Below are 23,177 nucleotides of genomic sequence, written 5' to 3'. Positions count from 1 at the left end.
CCGCCCACTGTCACCATGAACGCTCGCCGAACCCGACGCGGTTCCGCCACAACTCGTCCTGCACGCCGATCCGCTCGCGCAGCCGGGTCATCCGCGGCAGCTTCGCCCGGTGCTCCCGCGAGACCCGGTCCAGCTCCTCCAGCAGCCGGCGGGTGCGGTGCTCGGTGTTCAGCTCGTCGATGATCCGGGTCGTCTCGGTCAGCACGGCCCCGTACAGCTGCCAGTGCGCCGGATCCTTGCCGATCTCCTCCCGGAGCAGCTCGGCCAGCCGGTCCCGGGTGCCGGCCGCCGTGTGCAGCTCGGCGGACAGCCGGGCCTCCGCCGACTCGGCGTTCTCGCTCAGATGGGTCGTGACCAGCACCGCGAAGCTGACCACCGCGTCGGCGATCTCCGACAGCAGCTGCTCCACGGTGGCCCCCACCCGGGGCGGGAACAGCTCGTCGGCGCCGCGGGCCTTCGCGAGGTCCGTGAAGGTGCGGGCCAGCACCCGCAGGACCACCGTGCAGATCTCCAGCGTGTCCAGGCCGGTGCGCAGCACCACCCGGTGCAGCAGCCCCTCCTTGACCCGTGGATTGAGCCGCAGACTGTCCTCGGCCTGCCGCAGCGACGCGTCCACCTGGGTGATGTGGTGGTCCAGCCGGCGTGCCTCGTGCAACCGCTCGGCCGCCCGCTCCCAGGAGATCCGGCCGGCCGCTTCCTCACCCATCCGCAGCATCAGCTGCCGCACCCGGCGCGCCTGGTCCTCGATCGACTCGCCGGCCTTGTCCACCCACACCGGGGGCGGCAGCAGCAGGTTGCAGGCCGTCCCCACGACCGCACCGATCAGCGTCTCCACGATGCGCGCCCAGGCGGTGAACCCGACGGTGGTGACTCCGAGCACCAGCATGGCGCTGATCGCCACCTCGGCGACGTACTCGTCGACCCGGACCAGGTGCCCCACGGCCAGCGCGGCCACGATCAGCAGCGCGAGGCTCCACCAGGTCAGCCCCACCAGCACGCTGAAGGCGATCGCGACCAGCACGCCCGCCACCACCGAGTTCACCCGGCGGATGCCGTTGGTGAGCGTGGCGTAGAAGGTCACCTGGACCACCAGCAGCGCGGTCAGCGGCGCGGTGAGCGGAGCCGGCTCGGGACTGAGCCGCAGCGCGACGACATAGGCGATCGTCGCCGCCGTCGCCGAGCGCAGCGTCTGGACGACCACCGGCTCCCGGCGGCGCTGCAGCAGGCCCAGCAGCTCCGTGGTCCACTTCCGTACGTCGTGCATCCCTTGGCCTGTTCCCCTTCCTCGTACGAGTCGAACGTGCGCCTATTTCGGACAGGAACTGTCCGCAAGCCTTCCTGCAGTGATCTCGGTGAGGGGCGGACCGCCACGTCACAACGCCGCGGAGGAACCGGTATGGGGAACATCGACGGTGTCGAGGTGCTCCTGAAGGCGCACGCCCATCTGCCCGGCCGACGCCCTGTACGGCGACCCGGTGACTAGGCTCGGCTGCCCGGCCACGCCGAGTCCGTGCCGGCGCCCCGCGGCCCGCTGCCCCTGCCGCTCGCCGCCGGCACGGCCGCGCCGGACGCCGCCGCGCACGGCCGGGACATCGCCGTCGCCACCGTTCGGATTCGGCCACCCGCACCGGCCACCGACCACTTGGTGCCCGCGCCTGGGCGCGTACGGCGTGTTCGCCCCCGCCCGCACGCCCGCCGACCCCCGGGACGAGAGGCCGCCCTGCTCGCCCTGGGCCCCGCCGGTGTCATGAGTGTGCACTCGCCGGTGGGCGCAGGAGGTCAGGCGTACAGCTTGTCGATGAACGCGGACAGGTTGCCCGTCGTGCGGGCGATCTGCTCCGCCGTCGTCAGGCTCTCCTCGAACCGGGTGCCGGACTCCGGCACCTTCTTGCCCCGCACGTACAGCGAGCAGGCCAGATCGGTGCACATGTACACGCCGACCGAGTTGCCCTCACGGCCCGCCGGCCCCGCCTTCCGCGCGGTCATCAGCGTCACGCCGCCACCGGGATGCGTGGTCAGGCACAGCGAGCACATGCTGCGGTGCAGAAATCCGCGCTGCGAGGTCTGGAAACGCAGGGCGACGCCGACGAGCCGGCCGTCCCGTTCGGTGACCAGATAGCTGCGGTCGGGCGCCCCGGGATCCCGCCAGCCGAGGAAGTCCAGGTCGTCCCACGGGCGTTCGCCGAGGTCCCGGGGCACGGTCAGCCGCTTGGCCTCCCCCTTGGAGCAGTTGACAAAGCAGTTGCGGATGTCCTGCTCGGTGAGCGATCTCATGTGGGGAGTCCTTTCGGATTCGACGCCGCGAACCTTGGCCCATGGGATCCATGGTCCCAAACCTAATAATCCTAGGTTGGCGGCTAGCGTAGGCAGCAAAGGGGAGGGTCGGCCAATGGATTTCCGGCAGGGACTGCCGCGGCGTGCCCGGCGCGCGCTGAACCACGTCGCCGCGGGGCTGTGCGGCCCGCCACTCGACCCCGCCCTGCGCATCACCCTGAACTTCCACCCCGACCGGGTGTCCGGCGGACTGCCCGTCATCGAGGCGCTGGCCCGGGACGGCGCGTACCACTCGCAGTACGTCACCGGCACCAGCAACGGCGGCCTCACCGCGCACCCCGGCGGCGACCGGACCCGCTGGGAGAGCCGGATCTTCGGCGGCGTCTACGACGACGCGCCGCCGGCCGAGCGCCCGCTGTACGGCGCGCTGGACTTCCGCCGCCAGGTCGTCGGCGCGGCCCCGCGCTTCGGCTCCTCGCACCTCAGACTCACCGGAGCGGTCATGGACCGGGTCACGTTCTGTTACCCGGACAGCGCGGCCGAGCCCGCCGACTTCGGCGTGGCCTCCGCGATGCCGCTGATCGCGCTCGCGGAGGCCGACCAGCAGGACCCGCTCAACGACTACATCGAGAGCCATGTGCACGGCGGCGTCCTGCTCGCCCGGGACGCGGAGGCGCTGGTCCTCGACGCGAGCTACCGGGGCACCCCGGTGGAGGCGGCGGCCCGGCAACTGCCCGTCCCGCTGGAGTGGCACCCCGGATACCGGCTCACCGTCACGGCACTGCGCCGCCACGCCGACTACCGGGGCCCCGAGTACACCGACCTCGGCGCGCTGATCGCCGACCGAGGCCTGCTGACCCCGCGCGTCATCGGCGACGCCGCCCGCACCGGCCGCCACGACCTCCAGGACCTGAAGATGGTCTGGCACATCCTGGCCCGCTTCGGCGCCCCCGAGGGCGCGGGGACGGCACACCGGGCCACGGAGGGCACGGGCGAGGAGTTCCGGGCGGCCGGGGAGGGGGGCGGGTGCGGCGTGAGGGGTGGCCGGGGAGGCCAACGGCGAGGTTCCGGGTGGCCGGGGAGGGGCGGCTGCGGTGTTAACGGGAGGGCGGCGGGCGTGAGCTCTCTCAGCCCTGCTCCGCCGTCCTCGCCTCCGGGGGCCACACCCCCGGGCTCAGGACGCCCAACGCGTAGGCACGGGCGATCAGTTCGGTGCGGGTGGCGGTGTTCCAGCGGGCGGACAGGCGCCGCAGGTGGTAGGTGACGCCGTCCTTGCTCAGGCCCAGTTCGCGGGCTGCGCCGGCCGTGGTGGCGCCGCCCGCCAGGAGGGCCAGCACCCGGCCCTCGACCGGCGTGACCCGGGCCGGCTCCGGGGCGGGCGGCGCGCACTCGCCGTGGGTCCGCAGCATCACCAGCAGGGCCGGTGTCGCGTCCACGTTGTCGCTGACCGGGTCCGCCGTCAGCTCGCCGTACCGCTCGGCGCCGCCGGACACCTGCCAGCGCACCGACACCTGGTAGCGCGAGCGGTGCCGCAGGCGCAGCGCCTCGGCGATCCGCTCCACCTGCCCGGCCTCCTGCGGGCGGAACAGCTCCAGGACGTCCTGGCCGCGTAGCCGCCCCGGTGTCGTACCGCACTCCGCCGCCATCGCGGGATTGGCCAGCAGCACCCGGCCGTGCACATCGCACACCGCCACCGGCACCGACACCCGGTCGAAGAGCATCAGGGCTCGGTTGCGCCACACGACCCCGTCGGTCCGCCCCAGGTCCATGACCACCTCCCGAAGGGCCGCACCACTCCCTCATCCAAGACGAACCTCCAGGTCAGCGGCAAATCGGCCGGGCCCCGGCGCGTTCGCCCGAGTCCGTTCGCCGCGCTCCGCGCAAGTCCCGCGGCCGAGTTTCGACTGCGCGATCGTGTAGTGCCGCGGCGTGGGCGACCGCCGTCGGCCGCGCACCCTGGAACGCAGTAATCCGTTACCGCGAAAGGCAGTTGTCGCGTCATGCCCCCCACCGCGCTGCACCCCGGTCCGGCCGGCACCCTGCCCGGCGTCCCCGTCGTCGACATCAGCGCCACCGGCCCCGGGCGCACGCCGATCCAGCAGGCCATGGAGCTGATGCGCGCCCACGGCCCGGTGCTCGTGCGCCGACTGCACGGCCGGGACGTGCTGTTCGTCGCCGACGCCGGCCTGGTCGCGGACCTCGCCGACGAGCGGCGGTTCGCCAAGCACATCGGGCCCGCGCTGGAGAACGTGCGCTCCTTCGCCGCCGACGGCCTGTTCACCGCCTACAACGACGAGCCCAACTGGGCCAAGGCGCACGACATCCTGATGCCCGCCTTCGCGCTCGGCTCGATGCGCACCTACCACCCGGTGATGCTCGGGGTGGCCCGCCGGCTCATCGAGTCCTGGGACCGCGCGGCCCGGGACGGACGGCCCGTGAACGTGCCGGACGACATGACCCGGATGACCCTCGACACCATCGGCCTGGCCGGGTTCGGCTACGACTTCGGCTCGTTCGAGCGCGACGAGCCGCACCCCTTCGTCGAGTCGATGGTGCGCTGCCTGGAGTGGAGCATGACCCGGCTCGCCCGCACCCCGGGCGAAGACCACTCCGCCGCCGACGCGGCCTTCCGGGCCGACGCCGACCACCTCGCCGCGGTCGTGGACGAGGTCATCGCCTCCCGTGCGGGCACCGACCAGAGCGGCGCCGAGGACCTGCTCGGTCTGATGCTCAGCGCCCCGCACCCCGCGGACGGCACCACCCTGGACGCCGCCAACATCCGCAACCAGGTCATCACCTTCCTGATCGCCGGCCACGAGACGACCTCCGGCGCGATGTCCTTCGCCCTGTACTACCTCGCCAAGCACCCGGCCGTGCTGCGGCTGGTGCAGCGCGAGGCCGACGCGCTGTGGGGCGGGACCGCCGACCCGGAGCCGTCGTACGACGACATCGGCCGGCTCACCTACACCCGCCAGGTCCTCAACGAGGCGCTCAGGCTGTGGCCGACGGCCGCCGCCTTCAGCCGGCACGCCCGCGAGGACACCCTGCTCGGCGGCCGGATCCCGCTCGCGGCCGGCCAGGCCGTCACCGTGCTCACCCCGATGCTGCACCGGCAGCCCGTCTGGGGCGACAACCCGGAGCTGTTCGACCCCGAGCGGTTCACCGCCGCAGCCGAGGCGGCCCGTCCGGTGCACGCCTTCAAGCCCTTCGGCACCGGCGAACGCGCCTGCATCGGACGGCAGTTCGCACTGCACGAGGCGACCATGCTGCTCGCCATGCTGGTGCACCGCTACCGGCTGCACGACCACGCCGGCTACCGGCTCACCGTGAAGGAGACCCTCACCCTCAAGCCCGAGGGCTTCACCCTCACGCTCACCCCGCGCACCCCCGCCGACCGCGTGCACGCCCCGCTGCCCGGCGGCATCCCCGCACAGGCCGGCCAGGGCACGGACCCCGACCCCCTCCCCGCCCGGGTCCGCCCCGGCACCGGCGTCCTCGTCCTGCACGGCAGCAACTACGGCACCTGCCGGGCCTTCGCCGCCCAGCTCGCCGACGAGGCCGCCGCCGTCGGCTGCGCCACCGAGGTCGCCGCCCTGGACGCGTACGCGGACGCACTGCCCACCGACCGGGCCGTCGTCATCACCGCCGCCTCCTACAACGGCCGGCCCACCGACGACGCCCGCGCCTTCACCGCCTGGCTCGACGGCACCCCCGACCTGACCGGCGTGACCTACGCCGTCCTCGGCGTCGGCGACCGCAACTGGGCCGCCACCTACCAGCACGTCCCCACCCGCATCGACGCCCGCCTCGCCGAACTGGGCGCCACCCGCCTGACCGACCGGGCCGCCGCCGACGCCTCCGGCGATCTCAGCGGTACCGTAAGGGAGTTCACGGTCCGGCTGCGCACCGCCCTGCTGAGGGAGTACGGCGACCCCGACGCCACCGCCCCCGCCGAGGAGCCCACGACCGCGTACGAGGTGCGCACCCTGACCGGCGGCCCGCTGGACGCCCTGGCCGCCCGTCACGATCTGGTCCCGATGACCGTGACCGAGGCCTACGACCTCACCGCGCCCGGACACCCGCGCACCAAGCGGTTCCTGCGCATCGCCCTGCCCGAGGGCGTCACCTACCGCACCGCCGACCACCTGACCGTGCTGCCCGCCAACGCCCCGGACCTGGTGGACCGCGCCGTCGCCGCGTTCGGCCTCGACCCGGACACGGTCCTCGACATCCGGGCCCCCCGCCCGCGCCGATGGGGGTCCCCCCGCGCGAGCGGAGCCGCACGTGGGGGAGGGCTCGCCGTCGACCGCCCGCTGACCGTACGGCAGCTCCTCACCCATCACGTCGAGTTGCAGGAACGGCCGAACGCCCGGCAGCGCGCCCTGCTCGCCGAGGCCGACCCCTGCCCGCCCGAACGCGCCGCTCTTGCCGCCCTGACCGGCGACGACCCGCGCACCCTGGTCGAACTCGCCGAGGACCACCCCGCCCTGCGCGGCGCCCTCGACTGGCCGCTCCTGCTGGAACTGCTGACCCCGATCAGGCCCCGCCACTACTCGGTGTCGTCCTCGCCGGCCGTCGACGCGGGACACGTCGACCTCATGGTCTCCGTCCTCGACGCCCCCGCGCGCTCCGGAAGGGGCCGCTACCGAGGCACGGGCTCCGGCCACCTCGCGAGCCTCACGCCCGGCGACACCGTGTACGCCCGCGTCCAGCCCTGCCGCGAGGCCTTCCGGATCGACGGCTCGGCACCGGCCGTGATGATCGCCGCCGGCACGGGACTCGCCCCCTTCCGCGGCGCCGTCGCCGACCGCGTGATGGCCCGCGCCGCGGGCGCCGAACTCCCGCCCGCGCTGCTGTACTTCGGCTGTGACGCCCCCGACGCCGACTTCCTGCACGCCGGCGAACTGCGGGCCGCCGAGGCGGCCGGCGCGGTCTCGCTGCGCCCGGCCTTCAGCGCCGCGCCCGAGCACGGCGCGATCTTCGTCCAGCACCGCATCGCCGCCGAGGCCGACGAGGTCTGGGAGCTGCTGGGCGCCGGGGCGCGGGTGTACGTCTGCGGCGACGGTGCGAGGATGGCACCCGGCGTGCGGGAGGCGTTCCGCGCGCTGTACCGGGAGCGGACGCCGTGCGCCGACGCGGCGGCGGCCGAACGGTGGCTGGGCACGCTGGTGGCCGACGGGCGCTATGTGGAGGACGTGTACGCGGCAGGATGAGCGGCCCGCGGACCCCGCCGCGCCCCAGCCTTGCGGCATCCCCCCGCCCCCTCCTTAGCTCATATCGTGAACTAAGGGTTGGGAGAAACTCGCCTTTCGCTCGGCCGAAGGAGTATGTTGCAGGTCGGGAAGGGTTCGTGAAGGGAGCCGTATGGCGGGGCGTAACGGTCGTACAGTGCGCGACCTCAGGCGGGGCAACCGTACGGCCGTGCTGCAGAAGCTGTACTTCGACGGCCCCCTCAGCCGCTTCGAGCTGGGCCCGGCCACCGGCCTGAGCTCCGGCTCGGTCAGCAACGTCGTCGCCGACCTCGTCGCGGACGGCCTGGTCGAGGAGGCCGGCAGCGTCGACTCCGACGGCGGCCGGCCCCGCACCCTGCTGCGCGTGGCGCCCGACAGCGGACAGCTGATCGGCGTCGACGTCGGCGAGACCCGCGTCCGCGTCGAGCTGTTCGACCTGGCCCTGACCGAACTCGCCCGTACCGAACACCCGTTGACCCCGCAGGGGTACGACGTCGAGGTGATCGCCGGGCACATCCGCGACGGTATCGCCGAGGTGCTCGGCGCCGAACAGGCCGTACCGGACCGGCTGCTCGGCGTCGGGGTCGGCGTGCCCGGCATCGTCGAGCACACCCCGGACCGGGGCGCCGTCGTCCACGGGCAGACCATCGGCTGGGACGCGGTCCCGCTGGAGCGGCTGCTCCGCTCGGCCTCCCGGCTCCCCGACGAGATCCCGTACTTCATCGACAACGGCGCCAAGACCCTGGGCCAGGCGGAGATGTGGTTCGGCGCGGGGCGCGGCGCCCGCAACGCCGTCGTCGTGCTCTTCGGCTCCGGCGTCGGCGCGTGCGTGGTCACTCCCGAGGTGGAGCACGGACGGGCCGTCGAGTGGGGGCATCTGACGGTGCGGGTGCGCGGCCGCCGCTGCCGGTGCGGCGCCTCCGGCTGCCTGGAGGCCTACGCGGGCGCCGAGTCGCTGCTCGCCCGCTGGCGCGAGGAGGGCGGACGGCCGCCCGAGGACACCGACGAGGAGACCGCGCTCACCGCGATGCTCGCCGCCGCGTATCCGGCCGACGGCGCCGCGGCCGACCCCGTCGCGCTGGCCGTCCTGGAGGAGACGGCCGAGTACCTCGGCGCCGGGCTCTCCGACCTGATCAACCTCTTCCAGCCCGAGCGGATCCTCATCGGCGGCTGGGCGGGGCTCCAACTGGGCGCCCGGTTCCTGCCCGCCGTACGCCGGCACGCCACGGCGTACGCGCTGCGGCACCCGGCGGACAAGGTGACCATCGACCTCGGCCGGCTGGGCCCGGACGCGGTCACCGTCGGCGCCGCGATCCTGCCGCTGGCCGACTTCTTCGCCAGCGGCGGCCGCCGCCCGGAACCGGTGACGGAGGACCGCCTGCCGGCATGGCGTGCGGCCCTGCGGCAGCGGACGCCGCGCTGACCGGACCGGTGCCGTCTCCCCGGGAGGGGTGTCCCCGCCGTGTACGGGTGCGGGCCCGACCGCCCACGCGTCGAGCGTCCTCCCGGGCGACAGCCAGTCTTCCGCGGCCCGGCGCACCCCCGCCCCCGGGGCCGGTGGCCCCTGCGGGAACGAGCGCCGGGACCGCACCGTCCCCGAGCGCGGCGCGGCCTTCGCTCCGGCCGGCGGCTCGTCCGGTGGTGTGGCGTCCGCTCGGTCGGCGGTTCGTCCGGTGACGGGTGGCGGCACGGGGCGTGCCCGAGCTCGGCGCCGCCCTCCGCTCACGCCGTGATTCGTCCGGTGAAGGGTGCTGGCACGGGTCGTCCCCGAGGGCGGCGCCGCTCCCCGCTCACGCCGGTGATTCGTCCGGTGACGGGTGCTCCGGGTGGACCGTCCCCGAGTGCGGTGAGCCGCGTCGCCCCGTGCCGGCCTCGTCCGTGTCGGGGACGTCGGTGTCCGGCAGGGAGGCGTCCTCGTCGGAGTCCTCCGCGCCCGGGGCGTCCTCGTCGCGTCGGCCCGGGCGGACCTCCCACGGATCCTCGCCCGCGCCCGCCTGCTGGTCGGGCATGTCCCTCGGGACCGGCCCCGTGCCGCGCTCCGGCTCGCCCTCGCGTTCTGCGGTCATGACGTAACTCCCCTCGCCCGCTCAGCCGACCTTCCGCCCGCGCATCGGCTCGGTGTCCATTCCCGCGCCCTTCTGCAGGCCGTCCAGGAACTCCTGCAGCACTTCGGTCGCCGTGTGCCGCGGCTGCCAGCCCAGCTCGGTGTGCGCCCGGCCGCAGTCCATCAGCGGCAGGCGCAGCACGGCGTCGAACAGATGCGGCGAGGCCGGCAGCAGATGCAGTCTCCAGGCCGCGGCGATCGCCGAGCGGGCCGCCGTGCGCGGCAGCCGTACGGGGCGGCTGCCCAGCATCTCGGCCAGCACGGCCGCGTCGAGCGGCGGATCCGCGGCGAGGTTGAACGCGCCGCGCGCGCCGTCCGTGTGCACCGCCAGCCGGTAGGCCTCGGCGGCGTCGTCCGTGTGCAGCGCCTGCACCCGGAGCCCCGGGATGTCCGGCAGGAAGGGCAGCAGTTCGGGGCGGGCCAGCGGACCCGGCAGGAACCGCCCGCCGAAGATGCGGCGCTGCTCGCTCGCGGACTGCCACTTGAACAGGAACGCCGGGCGCATCCGTACCACCCGCACCTCGGGGTGGTCCCGCTCGAACACGTCCAGCGCGCGCTCCAGATACGCCTTCTCCCGGCAGTACGCGGCGTCCGGCCAGCCGTGCGTCGGCCAGGACTCGTCCACCGCGCGGTCCTTCGGGCCCGGCGAGTACGCGCCCACGGAGGAGGCGTGCACCAGCACCGGCACGCGCGCGGCGGCGACGGTCTCGAACACCCGGATGCTGCCGAGGACATTGGTCCGCCAGGTGGTCGCCGGATCGTGCGTCGGCTGGAACGCCCAGGCCAGATGGACCACCGCGTCCGCACCCTCGAAGCGCTCGGCGAGGTTGTCCTCGTCGGTGGCGAGGTCGACGGCGGACCACTCGGTCTTCGGCGGCGACCACCCGGGCGTACGCCGGGCCAGTCCGCGCACCGACTTGACCTGTGGGTCCTCAGAGAGCAGCCGCACCACGCTCGTGCCGACATTGCCGGTGGCGCCGGTGACGACGACCCTGCTGCCCGCTGCGCTGCTCACCTTCGGCTCCTCTCGGCCAGGGTTTCGCGGACGGCCGGGTACCCGGGTCCGGACGCGGACACACCCGGCCATGACGTGGGGGGTAATCGACCGGCGTGCCCGGTTTGGGGAGTATCGGGACCGTCAGCGCGCCGAGAGGCGCCGCACCAGGTCCCACCGCCGAGGAGGCACTCATGCCGTACTTCGACAGCCCCGTCGACGGCACCCGTCTGCACTACGTCGACCACGGCCCCGCCACCGGCGCCGTCGTCGTCTTCGCCGCCAGCGCCTACCTGGGGCACGAGATGTGGGAGTACCAGACGCTGCCGCTCGCGGAGGCCGGACTCCGCTGCGTGGCCCTGGACCGGCGCGGCCACGGCCGCTCCGACGACACCTGGAACGGCTACGACCTCGACACCCTCGCCGACGATCTGCACGGCCTGCTCGACCACCTCGACCTGCGCGGGGTCACCCTCGTGGGGCACTCCGTGGGCACCGCCGAGGTGATCCGCTGCGTGACCCGGCACGGCACCGCACGCGTGGACCGGGTCGCTCTGGTGGCCGGGGTCAGCCCCGGGATCGTCCGCTGCGCGAACCTCCCGGAGGGCATCGGCCCCGCGGACGTCCGCGCCGACGAGGAGCTGTTCCGGCGCGACCGGGCCGCCTACTTCACGCTGCTCGCGCACGACTTCTTCGCCGTCCGGCTCGGCAACGACGTCTCCCCGGCCTACGTCCGCCATCTGATCGACCGCTGCATGGTCGCCGGGCCCCGCGCCGCCACCGGCGTCCGCGCCGTCGTCGCCGGGCTGGACCTCACCGACGAGCTGCCCGCGCTGGACCTGCCGGTGCTGGTGGTGCACGGCACCCACGACGCCTCCGCGCCGCTTGCCCTCACCGGTGAGCGCGCGGCCGGGCTGGTGCCGGACGGCACCCTGAAGGTGTACGAGAACGCCGGGCACGGCCTGTTCGCCACGCACGCGGCACGGCTCACGGCCGACCTGCGGGAGTTCGTCGGGGCGGGCGTCCACGCGAGCGGGCCGGTCGGCGCCGGAGCGGCCGGCCGGTGACCGGGGAAGCCGGCCGGTGACCGGAGCGGCCGGCCGGTGACCGGGGTGGAAGCGGCAGCCGGTCCCGGGCACGGAAGGCGGCGTCCTGCCCGGGCGGGGAAGGCGGCGTCCTGCCCCGGGCAGGGAAAGGCGGCAGCCGTCCTCGCGCAGGGAAGGCGGCGTCCTGCCCCGGGTATGAGAAAGCCCCGGCCGTGACGGGGGATTCACGGCCGGGGCGGTCAGGCGGCGGGCACGGATGGCGGTCGCCTCTCGGCGAAAGGCTCCACAGGGCTTCAGCCGAACGATCGTCCCTGTGGGCAATGGGTGAGGCCCGGGGACACTGTCCCATCCGTACCCACGAGTGGTTCAACGGGCAACCACCCCTGGGTGTTCCGGTCGCCCCTGTGACCTGCGTCACCCTCGGTGAGGCTCAGGCCAGCGGGCTCCCGTCGAGCCGTTCCAGCAGGTCGGCGGGATCGGCGTACACGGCCTCCGCACCGGCCTCCTCCAGGTCGGCCCGGGGGATCCCGCCGCACAGCACCCCCACGCAGCGCACCCCGGCCTTGCTGCCCGCCTGCATGTCCCACACGGTGTCCCCGACGAGCACCGCCCGCGAGGCCGGCACCCCGGCCAGCTCCAGCGCGTGCTCCACGGGCTCCGGGGCCGGCTTGCCCTCCCGCACGTCCTCAGAACTCGCGGTGTCCGTGATCGCGTCGTCGGCGTCGATCGCCCGGCGCAGCGCGCCCAGTTCGGCGCCGCTCGCCGAGGTGGCGAGGACGACCGTCCAGCCGTCCCGGTGCAGCCGGCGCAGCAGCTCCCCGGCCTTCGGCAGGGCGGGGAGCCGGTCGAAGTACTGGCCGTACAGCGTCTTGTGCGCGGCGCTGAGCCGGGCGTCCTGATCCTTGTCGCGGCCGTCGCCGAGCAGGTGGGCGATCAGGTCCGCGGAGCCGAGGCCCACGGCCCGGTGCACGGCGTGCATGGGCACGTCGTGCCCGGCCTGGCGGAAGGCCTCCCACCAGGTGACGACGTGCAGGTGATTGGTGTCGACGAGGGTCCCGTCGACATCGAAGACGGCGGCGCGCTCCATCAGGGTTCCTCTCCTGGCTCCGGGTGCGGGCCGGGTACCACGCCGGGCAGGTCAGGAACCCGCGGCGCGGGCCGGAACCCGGCCGTCCCGGGTCCAGGCCAGCAGCTCGTCGGCGGACCAGGTGGTCACCACCCGCTCGGCGGGCACCCCGCACTCCTCGGCACGGGCGCAGCCCAGGATCTGCCAGTCCAGCTGGCCCGGCGCGTGCGCGTCGGTGTCGACGGAGAACAGCACTCCCGCGTCCACGGCCCGCCGCAGCAGCCGGCGGGGCGGGTCCAGCCGCTCGGGGCGGCTGTTGATCTCCACGGCCGTACCGGACTCGGCGCAGGCGGCGAACACCGCGTCCGCGTCGAACTCCGACTCCGGCCGGCCCCGGCCCGTCACCAGCCGGCCCGTGCAGTGCCCGAGCACGTCGGCGTGCGGATTGCGGACGGCGGCCACCATCCGGCGGGTCATCGAGCGGGCGTCCATCCGCAGTTTGGAGTGCACCGACACCACGACCACGTCGAGCCGCTGCAGCAGCTCCGGTTCCTGGTCCAGCGAGCCGTCCTCGAGGATGTCGCACTCGATGCCGGTGAGCAGCCGGAACGGCGCCCACCGCTCGTTCAGGCCCGCCACCGCATCCAGCTGCTCGCGCAGCCGCTCCGGCGACAGTCCGCGGGCCACGGTGAGCCGGGGGGAGTGGTCGGTGAGCGCCGTCCACTCGTGGCCCAGCTCGGCCGCCGCCCGCCCCATCTCCTCGATCGGGCTGCCCCCGTCGGACCAGTCCGAATGCGTGTGGCAGTCGCCCCGGATCAGCGCCCGCAACTCCGCCCCGGCGCCCTCCGCGCCGACAGACGCCCCGGCCTCCTCCTCCAGCTTGCGCAGATACCCGGGCACCTCTCCGGCCAGCGCCTCCCGCACCACCTGCGCGGTCTTCGGCCCGACCCCCTTGAGCGCCTCCAGCGTCCCGGCCGCGGCCCGCTCCGCCACCTCCTCGGCGGGCAGCGCGGCCAGCGTCCGCGAGGCGGTACGGAAGGCCTTGACCCGGTAGGTGGGCGCCAGCGCCCGCTCCAGCAGGAACGCGATCCGGTCGAGGGCAGCCACGGGCTCCATGCACCCCAGGGTGCCCGAGACGCCCCGACGGGGCGCGGGGAACAGCGCGGGCGCCCCCCGTCGCTCCCGCGCCCGCGATGGCGCCCGGCGGGGCGGAGGCGGCCGTTTGCCGCCTCCGCCCCCGGGTACTGCGGACACGCCCGAACCACCACCATGAGGAGGCTCGCCATGTCCACACCGGCCGCACGGCGCACGGCGTTGGTCACGGGCGCGGACTCCGGCATCGGCCGCGCCACCGCCGTACGCCTGGCCGAGGCCGGACTGGACGTCGGCATCACCTGGCACACCGACGAGAAGGGCGCCGAACAGACTGCCGAGGAGGTCCGCGGCACGGGCCGCCGCGCCGCCGTCGCCCGGCTGGACCTCACCCGGCTGCCCGAGGCCGCCGACACCGTGGACGAACTCTGCGCCGAACTGGGCCGTCTCGACGTCCTGGTCAACAACGCCGGCACGGGCACCATGACGCCCTTCCTCGACCTGACCCTGCCGGACGTGCGGCGCGTCCTGGACGTCGACCTCGTCGGCCCCTTCCTGTGCGGGCAGCGCGCGGCCCGGCACATGATCCGGCAGGGCGACGGCGGCCGGATCGTCAACGTCACCTCCGTCCACGAGCACCAGCCCCGGGTCGGCGCGGCCCCGTACTGCGCGGCCAAGGGCGGGCTCGGGCTGCTCACCCAGGTCATGGCGCTGGAACTCGCGGAGTACGGCATCACGGTGAACGCGGTGGCGCCGGGCGAGATCGCCACGCCGATGACCGGCCAGGAGGACACCGACGTGCACACCGAGCGCCGGCCGGGTGTGCCCCTCGGGCGGCCCGGTGACGCCCGCGAGGTCGCCGCGGTCATCGCGTTCCTGGCCGGCCCGGACGCCTCGTACGTCACCGGCGCCTCCTGGAGCGTCGACGGCGGCATGCTCCGGATGGGCCCGCAGGCCGGTTCCCATCTGACGAGCGACGACTGGCGGCGTCCCTGAGCGGGCGGCCCGGTGACGCTCCGGGAGCCGCCGGTCCGCCGGCCGGCTTTCCCGAGGACTCGTCGGCACGCGATGCGTTCTAGGCTCTATTGCATGACCGAACAAGCAGCTCCCCACATCTCCCGTCCGCGGATCATGGTGCTCGGAGTGTGCCCGGGCAGGCCCGGCGAACCGCCCTTCCGGATCATGGAGATCGACGGTCAGGTGGTCGGTCAGGCCAGGAACGTCACGGACGTCCTCGAGGCGGCCGCCTCGTACGGCATCACCATCCACGACCTGGACGACCCCGACGTGGTGCGCTGGGTCGGCGGCGACAAGTTCACCTGGACGGTGCACTGAGCGGTGCGCGGCCCGGCCGCCCACTGCCGGGCCGCGGCGCCGGCCGGTGCGGTGTGCGGGCGTGTCCGCACCGCCAACGGGTTGTCGTTGACGCTCAGTCAGCCGGCTCCGGCGTGCGCACGCGCCGGTGCACCGCCCGTCCGAGCCGCCGCCCCAGCAGCAGCCAGCCGAGCAGCGCCCCGGACGTGTTCAGCAGGACGTCGTCGATGTCGAAGGCCCGCCCGGTGATCAGCGCGCCCTGGACCAGCTCCACCATCAGCATCACCAGCGCCGTGAGCGCCACCACCTGGAGCACGCCGCGCGCCCGCGGGGCCAGCACCGGCACCAGCACCCCGAACGGAACGCCGAGGAGCAGGTTCCCGCCGATCTGCCGCACCGCGTCCACCGTCCGCGCCCGCTCCAGGTAGGCGCGCAGGGAGTGCCCGGGATGCACGTTGCTGTGCGTCATATGCACCGAGGCGGGCGACGGCTCCAGGGTGATCCGGGCCAGCACGACGGCGAACGCCACCATGAACGCGAACGCGGCCAGCATCGCCGCCAGTCGCACGGGCAGCGGGAGCGCGTGCCGTGCGGCCGGCCGGCGGGCCTTCGTGGCCGGCGCCCGCCTCCAGGGGGCGCTCAGCACGTCGGGCAGCCGCGGGACGGCACGGGTCATGGCACACCTCCGACGGTCAACTTCCGTGTCCGTCAAGCCGGTTACCCGGCAACCGGCCCGCAATGCCGGCCGCCGGGCGGTTCCGTGCGCACCGCGGCGTTTCCGTTCACGCTCCCGGGGCACTCCGGATGCGGACCCGCGTGCCGCCGCCCCTCCATGGGACCGGCGGTGCTTGGATGCCCCGAGCGGCACACCGGACACTGAGCCGCGTATGCGTACAGAGCGGACCGAGGAGGTGGCGGATGACCCGGCGTACGGCGCCGCGCACGCTCCTCCTCGCCGTCGGTGAACTCCTGGCCTGGTGGGCGGCGCTGACGCTGCTGTGGCTGGTGCTCATCACCCCGGTCTACCCCCTGGAGTGGGCCGTCGGCGGAGGTTCCGCGGCCGTCGGGGCGCTGCTGGCACGGGCCGGCCGGCAGGCGGTGACCTGGCGGTGAACGGCTGGGTCCTCGCGGCGGCCGTCGAGATCGGCGGGGCGGGGTCGGCCGCCCTGTGGGGTGTGACCACCGGGGCGCCGGGCCGCCGGGTCGTCGCCCAGAACATGACCACCTCGGCCCTGTGCCCGGCCCTGCTGCTGCTCTCCCAGGGCTACGGCCGCCCGGCGTACGTGGACCTGGCCCTCCTGCTGGCCCTGCTCGGGCCGATCGGCACGCTCGTCTTCGCCCGGCTGCTCTCCGACGAACTGGAACGCGAGCGGCCGAGCGCCTGGGGACTGACCTGGACCGCCGCAGCCCTGAGCGCGGTGGTCGTGGCCGCCGTCTGCGTGCCCGTCGGGCCCGGCCGCGCCATGGTGAAGCTGCTGGTCATCGGCGCCCTCCTGATCAGCGGGAACGTCATCGCCTCCCGCGCCCTGTCGGGCGGCTTCCGGGGGGTGCGCGGTGGCTGACGTGCGCGGTGTCCGGTGTGCCGGCGGATCGGCGGGGGCGGAGCGCCGGCGGCATCCCGAGGTGCGCGGTGGCGAGCGGCGGCCCGTACGGGGCCTGACGGCCCGTCGGAGGAGGGGGAGCGGGGCGTGAGTGATGCCGTGATCGTCGTCGCGCTGCTGCTGATGGCCGCCTCGGCCACCGCGGCCGTCGTCCAGCGCGACCCCGCCCGGCAGGCGCTGGTGCTGTCCGTGCTCGGCACCGTGCTGGCCGTGCTGTTCACCGTGCTCCAGGCGCCGGACGTGGGCCTGTCCCAGCTGGCCGTCGGCTCCGCGCTCACCCCCCTGCTCATCATGCTGAGCGTGCGCAAGGTCAGACGGCGCCGCCGGCCGCAGGACGGTGCCGAGTGAACCGGCTGCGGCTCGCCCTGCTGGCCGTCGGCGGCGCCGGCCTGGCCGCCCTGCTCGTCGCCGCCTGCCTCGATCTGCCGGGCTTCGGCGGGCGGAGCCACCCCTACGGCACCCGCGCCGTGCACGCTTCCCTCACCCGGCACACCGCCAACACCATCGCCTCCGTCAACTTCGACCAGCGCGCCTACGACACCCTCGGCGAGATGAGCATCATGTTCGCCGCCGTCCTCGGCTGCGTGGTGCTGCTGCGCCAGGCCCGCGACGAGCACCGGGAACAGCCGCAGCCCGCCGAGGTGGCCCGCCCGGTCCGCCGGTACGCGCTGATCGTGCTGCCCGTCGCCCTGGTCACCGGCCTCTACGTCATCGCCCACGGCCAGCTGAGCCCCGGCGGCGGCTTCCAGGGCGGCGTCGTCGCCGCGACCGCCCTGCACCTGCTGTACCTCGGCGCCGACTACCGGGCGCTGGAACGCGTCCGGCCGCTCACCGTCTTCGAGACCTCCGACGCGCTCGCGGTCTCCGCGTACCTCATGCTGGGCCTCGCCGGAGTCCTGGGCGGCACCGCGTTCCTGGCCAACACGCTGCTGCCGTACGGCACCTTCAACACCCTGTCCTCCGGCGGCGCCGTCCCCCTGCTGAACGCGGCCATCGGCATCGAGGTGGCGAGCGCGGTCGTCGTGCTGCTCGCGAACTTCCTCGACCAGGCCGTCGAGATCGAGGAGGAGCACGGGAGTTGAGATCCGTGATGCACGTCCTTCCCTATCTGGTCGCCGCCTACGTCTTCCTGACCGGCTGCTACGGCCTGGCCACCAGCCGCAACCTGATCCACGCCGTCGGCTGTCTCGCGGTCTGCCAGTCCTCCACCTATGTGCTGCTGCTCGCGGTCGGCTACCGCGACGGCGGCACCGCGCCGGTCTTCTCCGACATCAAGCCCGGCTCCCGGCCCGTGGTCGACCCCGTCGTCCAGGCCCTGACCCTCACCGACATCGTCGTCGGCGCCACGGTCACCGCCCTGCTGCTCGCCCTCGTCCTGCAGATCGCCAAGCGGCACGGCACGGTCGACCCCGACGAACTGCGGGAGCTGCGCGGCTGATGCACCATCTGCTCCCGCTGCTCGTGGCGGTCCCCCTGCTCGGCGCCGCTCTGCTGGTGGCCACCGGCCGCCATCTGCCCCGGATCGCCGCCGAGATCACCGGCTTCGCGGTCTCCGGCGGTACGGCCGCCCTCGCGCTGGTGCTGCTGCTGAACTCCTCGCCCCCGATGGTCGAGTGGGTCGGCGCCTGGCTGCCCGTCGGCGGCGAGAGCGTCGGCATCGTCGTCTACGGCGACGGACCCGCGCTCGGCATGGCCGCGCTGGTGTCCCTGCTGACGCTGGCCGCCCTCGCCTACTCCTGGCGCTACTTCGACGAACCCCCGCGCAGTCACAGAGGCGCCTTCACCGCGCTGATGCTGGTCTTCCAGGGCGCCATGTGCGGGTTCGCCATCGCTGGCGACCTGTTCAACGCGTTCGTGTTCTTCGAGCTGATGAGCGTCACCGCCTACGCGCTCACCGGCTACCGCATCGACGAGGCGAAGGCCGTCCAGGGCGCGCTGACCTTCGGCGTCGTCAACTCCCTCGGCGCCTACGGCATGCTGATGGGCATCGGGCTGCTGTACGCCCGTACCGGCGAACTCGCCATGGCGAAGATCGGCCGCGGGCTCGACAGCGCGGCGGGGCACGGGGGAGGGGACGCGCTGGTGCTCGCCGCATTCGTCCTCGTGGTGACCGGGCTGCTGGTGAAGGCCGCCGCCGTACCGTTCCACTTCTGGCTCCCGGACGCGCACGCCGTCGCCCCCACCCCGGTGTGCATGCTGCTGTCGGGGGTGATGGTCGAACTCGGCGCCTACGGCGTCTGGCGGGTGTACGGCACCGTCTTCTCCGGACCCGGCGGCATCCCCGCCGCCGACCTGACCCGGGCCCTGGTCACCCTGGGCGCGCTCACCGCCGCGACCGGCGCCGTCATGTGCTGGTACCAGCGGCACATCAAAAGGCTCCTGGCCTACTCGACCGTCTCCCACACCGGCCTGTTCCTGATGGCCCTCGGCGTCCTCACCCCCGAGGGCGACGACGGCGCCGCCCTGTACGTCCTCGGGCACGCCGGCGTGAAGGCCGCGCTGTTCGCCTGCGCGGGCGTGCTGCTGGACCGGTACGGCTGCCTCGACGAGCACACCCTGCACGGCCGGGCACGCGAACTGCGCGCGACCGGGGTGATGTTCGCCGTCGGCGCGGTCGGTCTCGCGGGCCTGCCCCCGTTCGGCACGGGCCTCGGCAAGGCGGTCAGCGAGGAGGCGGTCGGCGGTCCGCTCACCGTCGTGTACGTCGCCGCCTCCGCCGTCACCGCCGGCGCCGTGCTGCGGGTCGCCGCGCGCGTGTTCCTCGGTCTCGGACCGCAGCCGGAGGAGGCCGGCTCCGAGCTGGAGACCAGCGGATCCGAGGAGGAACCCGAGACGCGCGGTCGGCTCAGCCGGATCCCCGACACCATGAGGACGGTCCCGGCCGTGCTCCTCGCCGCCGCTCTCGCCGTCGGCGCCGTCCCCGGTTTCGGCGACCTGGTCGCCCGTGCCGTCAACGAGGCCGGCTCCGGCGGTGCCCACGCCTCCGCCGGGTGGACGGCGCACGGCGTCCTGCTGGGCCTGGCCTCCACCGCGCTCGCCGTCGCCCTCGCCGGCCTCGCCGTCACCCGCCCGGACTGGACTGCCGCCCCCGACTGGGCCGCCCCCCTGCGCCGGCTGCAGTCCGGCCACGTCGGCGACTACGTGGCCTGGCTCCTGATGGGCGCCGCCGTGCTGGGCGCGCTGGCCCTGCCCGGGGTGCTCGGCGGCTGACCGGACGCCTGGGGGCCGTACCCACCCGGCAGAGGGGAAGGCGTTCAGGAGCCGTAGGTGATGTGCACCTCCCGGAAGCCGAGGGAACGCAGCAGGCCCTGGAGCATGCCGGTGGTGTTGGTCTCGGCGCGTGCGGTCAGGCCGCTGTCCTTCGCCGCGTCGGCGATGTGCCGCACGGCTAGCTTCTGCACGGCCTGCTCGCTGTCCGGGTTGTCCGAGAACAGATCGCCGAGCCGGTCCAGCAGGCCGCGTTGCTTGGACACGGCGTAGGAGTGGTCCGGGTCGAGGGCCGGCCTGCCGAGCCGGGCGTGCGGCAGCCGGAGCGTGGCGGACGTGCGGTCGCCGTCGACCCGTACGTCCTTCTGACCGACCTGGCCGAGGTCGACGTACGCGTCCACGGTGCCCGCGCCGACGTACAGGGTGCGGGTGCCGCGGATCGCCGAGGGCAGGTACTTCGCGTTCTTCTCCAGATCGACGACCACCTGGAAGTCGCCCGAGGCGGCGTCGTAGCGGCTCATGTCCTGGATCGATTTCAGCAGTGCGGGACCGGAACGGTCGTGCGTCTCGGTGCCGAACAGGTCCTTGATGCCCGGCAGCACGGCCAGCCGGACGCCGGCGAGCAGCACGGCCGCCACGAGGACCAGCACGGCGACGGCCTTGGCCCAGCCGGGCAGGCGCCTGACGGAAGTCGTCATGGTGACGTTCCTCCTTCCCCCACTGCGGTTGCCCCGTCAGCTGCCCGGTCAGACCGGCTCGTCGAGGCACGCCGTCGGCGGCGGTCCCCGAGACGGCGGCTGCGCGCGTGCTGTCGGAATTCTGTGTACGGCGGAATCCAGCAGCAGGTAAGGAACACGCGTTTTCCCGTGCATATTTGATGTCACGTCATTAAAGAAACTTCCTGGACGCGGTGAGAATTTCCTTGAAGGGTGCCGCTGCGGCGCCCGGCGGGCGCCCGGTGGCCAAGACTGCTGACCATGGCCACGAACGTCCTCGACGCAACCGCGCCCACCGGCGCCGGCCGCCGGCCCCGGCGGTCGCCCTGGCGGTCACCGGTGGGCGAGCCCGCGTACGCACGACCTGCGCTGCTGCTGCTCACCGCGCTCGCCGCCGTCCTCTACGGCTGGGGCATCGACCACAGCCAGTACCACACGTTCTACGCGAGCGCCGTCCGCAGCATGACGGAGAGCTGGAAGGCCTTCTTCTACGGCTCTTTCGACCCGGGGAATTCCATCACGCTCGACAAACTGCCGGGATTCCTGTGGCCGCAGGCGCTCTCCGCACGGCTTTTCGGATTCCATCCGTGGAGCCTGGTCCTGCCCCAGGTCCTGGAAGGAATGGCCTGTCTGCTGGTCCTGCACCGCCTGGTGCGCCGCTGGGCGGGTGTGAACGCGGCGCTCATCGCCTGTACGGCCTTCCTGGTGACCCCCGTGGCGGTCGGGTTGTTCCGCACCGCCGTCGAGGACCCCGCGTTCACGCTCTGCCTGCTGCTCGCGGCCGAGGCCACCCAGCGTGCCGCCCGTGGCGGCCGGCTGCGCCCGCTGCTGCTGGCCGGTGTGTGGGTCGGCGTCGGCTTCCAGGCCAAGATGCTGGAAGCGTGGGCCGTCCTGCCCGCACTCGCCCTGGTCTACCTGCTGTCGGCGCCGCTCACGCTGCGCCGGCGTCTGCTGCACCTCGGCGTCTCCGCCCTGGTGATGACCGCCGTGTCGGCGTCGTGGATGCTGGCCGTCGCTCTCACCCCGGCCAAGGACCGGCCCTATGTGGACGGCACCACCAACAACTCCGCGTTCAGCATGGTGGTCGGCTACAACTTCCTCAGCCGCTTCTCCTCGCTCGGCGTCAGCGCGGCCTCGACCGGCAGTGTGAGCGCGACCCAGGGCGGCGGAGGCGGCCACGGCGGCGCCGGACGGGTGGTCCCCGGCACCGGGGACGCCGGCCGACGCGGTACCGGCGCGTTCGGCGCGGGCGGGGCACGCGCTGCCCGGGACTTCGGCTTGCTCCGGAACGCCCGTGGCGCGGCGGCCGGCGGCGCCTTCGGCCGGGACCAGAACGGCTGGTCGAAGATGTTCGGGACGTCGCTCGCCTCCCAGACCGGCTGGCTCTACCCGATCGCCGCCGTGGCCGCTGTCTGCGGACTGCTGTGGTGCCGGGGACGCCCGCGCACCGACCGGCTGCGCGCCGGATACGTCCTGTGGTCCGGCTGGCTCGCCCTGTACTTCCTGGTCTTCAGCGCGGGCAGCGTCGCCGGCCACACCTACTACATGGGCGTGATCGCGGTGCCGCTCGCCGCGCTCACCGGAGGCGGGACCGTGCTGATGTGGCGCGCCCACCGGGCCGGCGGACCGCGCGCCTGGGCGCTTCCCGCAGCGGTCGCGGCGACCGCCGCCTGGGGTGCGTACCTCGCCGGGCAGTTCCCGGCGTTCCTGCCCTGGCTCGCGCCCGCGGTGGCCGTGCTCGGCGTCGCCGCCGCCGGGCTGCTGATCCTCGCCCGCCCGGGCCGGCCGCGTGCCACGGGCCGCCTCGCCCTGGCCGGCCTGGCCGCTTCCCTGGCCGCCCTGCTGCTCGCGCCGAGCGCCTGGGCCGTCCAGGTCTTCAACCCCGCCTACCGTTCGTCCATGATGGGCGCGGTGGGCCCCACCGGCACCGGCCGCGGCGGCGGGACGGTGCGCAACGGGCCCGGCAGGTTCGGCCGGGCGGCCTGGACCGGCGGCGCCCTGTCCGGGCAGACGGCGCGCGACGCCGCGCGCGAGGCGGGCCGCGGCGGCTTCGGCGGCGCCCAGGGCGACGGCTCACTGACCGCGGACCAGCGCCGCCTGCTCGACTACGCCCGTGCCCACCGGGGTTCGGCCGCCTACACGTTCGCCACCGGCAGCTGGAGCACCGCGGCCCCCTACATCCTGGCGGCCGGCGCCCACGTCCTGCCGCTCGGCGGGTTCAGCGGCCGGGTGCCGTTCCCCACCGAGACGCGGTTCCGGCAGCTGGTCGACGCGGGCAAGGTGCGGTTCGTGCTGCTGGGCGGCGGCCGCGGCGGTGGTTTTGCGGCCACCGGCCCGAAGTACCCCGCCGGCACGGCGAGTCCGGCCGCCGCCACGGGGCTGACGGACGCCGCGCGGATCACCCGCTGGGTGCAGTCCGCGTGCGCCGTGGTGCCCGCCTCCGAGTACGGCGGCACGGCCGTGCCGGGAGGCGGACCGATGGCCACCGCCCAGACTCTCTACGAGTGCGGCCCCGGCCGGTAGCGCGTCCCC

The 23,177-nt window shown here is 74.3% G+C and carries 21 protein-coding genes and 1 pseudogene; 13 read left to right on the top strand and 9 right to left on the bottom strand.

What is annotated here, in order from left to right:
* Nucleotides 1-10 precede the first annotated feature (10 nt).
* Both OG956_RS03370 and OG956_RS03365 read right to left on the bottom strand, forming a co-directional pair.
* The gene (locus OG956_RS03370) at nucleotides 11-1,264 is read right to left on the bottom strand and encodes an FUSC family protein (protein ID WP_330336418.1); all 1,254 of its coding nucleotides are present in this window, start codon (nucleotides 1,262-1,264) and stop codon (nucleotides 11-13) included.
* A gap of 515 nt (nucleotides 1,265-1,779) precedes the next feature.
* Nucleotides 1,780-2,274 carry an FBP domain-containing protein gene (locus OG956_RS03365; RefSeq protein WP_330336417.1) on the bottom strand — a complete coding sequence of 165 codons (495 nt, stop codon included), beginning with the start codon at nucleotides 2,272-2,274 and terminating at the stop codon, nucleotides 1,780-1,782.
* Nucleotides 2,275-2,389: 115 nt separating this feature from the next.
* Here OG956_RS03365 and OG956_RS03360 point away from each other — a divergent pair.
* Nucleotides 2,390-3,262: pseudogene (locus OG956_RS03360) on the top strand (DUF3626 domain-containing protein); the annotation flags it as partial.
* Nucleotides 3,263-3,401: 139 nt separating this feature from the next.
* Here OG956_RS03360 and OG956_RS03355 read toward each other — a convergent pair.
* Nucleotides 3,402-4,043, bottom strand: coding sequence for a PAS domain-containing protein (locus tag OG956_RS03355; protein ID WP_330336416.1), 642 nt, complete (start codon nucleotides 4,041-4,043; stop codon nucleotides 3,402-3,404).
* A 231-nt stretch (nucleotides 4,044-4,274) separates the two neighbouring features.
* Here OG956_RS03355 and OG956_RS03350 point away from each other — a divergent pair, with 231 nt between their 5' ends.
* Nucleotides 4,275-7,487 carry a bifunctional cytochrome P450/NADPH--P450 reductase gene (locus OG956_RS03350; protein ID WP_330336415.1) on the top strand — a complete coding sequence of 1,071 codons (3,213 nt, stop codon included), beginning with the start codon at nucleotides 4,275-4,277 and terminating at the stop codon, nucleotides 7,485-7,487.
* 151 nt (nucleotides 7,488-7,638) lie between these two features.
* Nucleotides 7,639-8,928: an ROK family transcriptional regulator gene (locus OG956_RS03345; RefSeq protein WP_330336414.1), complete on the top strand. Its 1,290-nt coding sequence runs from the start codon at nucleotides 7,639-7,641 to the stop codon at nucleotides 8,926-8,928.
* 367 nt (nucleotides 8,929-9,295) lie between these two features.
* Here OG956_RS03345 and OG956_RS03340 read toward each other — a convergent pair whose 3' ends face one another.
* On the bottom strand, nucleotides 9,296-9,571 hold the full coding sequence (locus tag OG956_RS03340; RefSeq protein ID WP_330336413.1) for a hypothetical protein: 276 nt from the start codon (nucleotides 9,569-9,571) through the stop codon (nucleotides 9,296-9,298).
* A 21-nt stretch (nucleotides 9,572-9,592) separates the two neighbouring features.
* Nucleotides 9,593-10,624: an SDR family oxidoreductase gene (locus OG956_RS03335; protein ID WP_330336412.1), complete on the bottom strand. Its 1,032-nt coding sequence runs from the start codon at nucleotides 10,622-10,624 to the stop codon at nucleotides 9,593-9,595.
* A gap of 173 nt (nucleotides 10,625-10,797) precedes the next feature.
* On the opposite strand from OG956_RS03335, the gene OG956_RS03330 reads away from it, so the two are divergent.
* Complete coding sequence (locus OG956_RS03330; protein ID WP_330336411.1) at nucleotides 10,798-11,670, top strand: alpha/beta fold hydrolase; 873 nt, start codon at nucleotides 10,798-10,800, stop codon at nucleotides 11,668-11,670.
* Between the two features lie 409 nt (nucleotides 11,671-12,079).
* Here the strand turns inward: OG956_RS03330 and OG956_RS03325 are convergent, their stop codons facing one another.
* Together OG956_RS03325 and OG956_RS03320 are read right to left on the bottom strand one after the other, a co-directional pair.
* Nucleotides 12,080-12,736, bottom strand: a complete 657-nt coding sequence (locus OG956_RS03325; protein WP_330336410.1) for an HAD family hydrolase — start codon at nucleotides 12,734-12,736, stop codon at nucleotides 12,080-12,082.
* 51 nt (nucleotides 12,737-12,787) lie between these two features.
* Complete coding sequence (locus tag OG956_RS03320) at nucleotides 12,788-13,831, bottom strand: PHP domain-containing protein (RefSeq protein WP_330336409.1); 1,044 nt, start codon at nucleotides 13,829-13,831, stop codon at nucleotides 12,788-12,790.
* 168 nt (nucleotides 13,832-13,999) lie between these two features.
* Here OG956_RS03320 and OG956_RS03315 point away from each other — a divergent pair, with 168 nt between their 5' ends.
* Nucleotides 14,000-14,803: an SDR family oxidoreductase gene (locus tag OG956_RS03315; protein ID WP_330336408.1), complete on the top strand. Its 804-nt coding sequence runs from the start codon at nucleotides 14,000-14,002 to the stop codon at nucleotides 14,801-14,803.
* A gap of 93 nt (nucleotides 14,804-14,896) precedes the next feature.
* Nucleotides 14,897-15,142 (top strand): hypothetical protein, encoded by a 246-nt coding sequence (locus OG956_RS03310; RefSeq protein WP_330336407.1) that lies wholly within the window; start codon nucleotides 14,897-14,899, stop codon nucleotides 15,140-15,142.
* A gap of 94 nt (nucleotides 15,143-15,236) precedes the next feature.
* Here the strand turns inward: OG956_RS03310 and OG956_RS03305 are convergent, their stop codons facing one another.
* Nucleotides 15,237-15,797 carry a VanZ family protein gene (locus OG956_RS03305; protein WP_330336406.1) on the bottom strand — a complete coding sequence of 187 codons (561 nt, stop codon included), beginning with the start codon at nucleotides 15,795-15,797 and terminating at the stop codon, nucleotides 15,237-15,239.
* 242 nt (nucleotides 15,798-16,039) lie between these two features.
* On the opposite strand from OG956_RS03305, the gene OG956_RS03300 reads away from it, so the two are divergent.
* The 6 genes from OG956_RS03300 (at nucleotide 16,040) to OG956_RS03275 (ending at nucleotide 19,932) form a co-directional block, all read left to right on the top strand.
* Entirely contained in the window at nucleotides 16,040-16,234 is a 195-nt protein-coding gene (locus OG956_RS03300) for a hypothetical protein (protein WP_330336405.1), read from the top strand.
* Complete coding sequence (locus OG956_RS03295) at nucleotides 16,231-16,683, top strand: MrpF/PhaF family protein (RefSeq protein ID WP_330336404.1); 453 nt, start codon at nucleotides 16,231-16,233, stop codon at nucleotides 16,681-16,683. The genes OG956_RS03300 and OG956_RS03295 overlap by 4 nt, the downstream gene beginning before the upstream one ends.
* Before the next feature lie 126 nt (nucleotides 16,684-16,809).
* Nucleotides 16,810-17,070 (top strand): Na(+)/H(+) antiporter subunit B, encoded by a 261-nt coding sequence (locus tag OG956_RS03290; protein WP_330336403.1) that lies wholly within the window; start codon nucleotides 16,810-16,812, stop codon nucleotides 17,068-17,070.
* A complete protein-coding gene (locus OG956_RS03285) occupies nucleotides 17,067-17,804 on the top strand; it encodes an MnhB domain-containing protein (protein WP_330336402.1) in 738 nt (245 codons plus the stop codon). The genes OG956_RS03290 and OG956_RS03285 overlap by 4 nt, the downstream gene beginning before the upstream one ends.
* Nucleotides 17,805-17,812: 8 nt before the next feature.
* Nucleotides 17,813-18,160 carry a sodium:proton antiporter gene (locus OG956_RS03280; RefSeq protein WP_330342723.1) on the top strand — a complete coding sequence of 116 codons (348 nt, stop codon included), beginning with the start codon at nucleotides 17,813-17,815 and terminating at the stop codon, nucleotides 18,158-18,160.
* Nucleotides 18,160-19,932 carry a complex I subunit 5 family protein gene (locus tag OG956_RS03275; protein WP_330336401.1) on the top strand — a complete coding sequence of 591 codons (1,773 nt, stop codon included), beginning with the start codon at nucleotides 18,160-18,162 and terminating at the stop codon, nucleotides 19,930-19,932. The genes OG956_RS03280 and OG956_RS03275 overlap by 1 nt, the downstream gene beginning before the upstream one ends.
* Nucleotides 19,933-19,976: 44 nt before the next feature.
* Here OG956_RS03275 and OG956_RS03270 read toward each other — a convergent pair whose 3' ends face one another.
* The gene (locus OG956_RS03270; RefSeq protein WP_330336400.1) at nucleotides 19,977-20,627 is read right to left on the bottom strand and encodes a DUF4230 domain-containing protein; all 651 of its coding nucleotides are present in this window, start codon (nucleotides 20,625-20,627) and stop codon (nucleotides 19,977-19,979) included.
* Between the two features lie 279 nt (nucleotides 20,628-20,906).
* Between OG956_RS03270 and OG956_RS03265 the strand changes: the two genes are divergently transcribed.
* The gene (locus OG956_RS03265; protein ID WP_330336399.1) at nucleotides 20,907-23,168 is read left to right on the top strand and encodes an ArnT family glycosyltransferase; all 2,262 of its coding nucleotides are present in this window, start codon (nucleotides 20,907-20,909) and stop codon (nucleotides 23,166-23,168) included.
* The last annotated feature ends 9 nt before the right edge of the window (nucleotides 23,169-23,177 follow it).

The sequence above is a fragment of the Streptomyces sp. NBC_00557 genome (assembly GCF_036345995.1).
In the GTDB taxonomy this organism is placed as follows: Bacteria; Actinomycetota; Actinomycetes; order Streptomycetales; family Streptomycetaceae; genus Streptomyces.
This window is presented reverse-complemented; position numbering and strand designations above follow the sequence as displayed.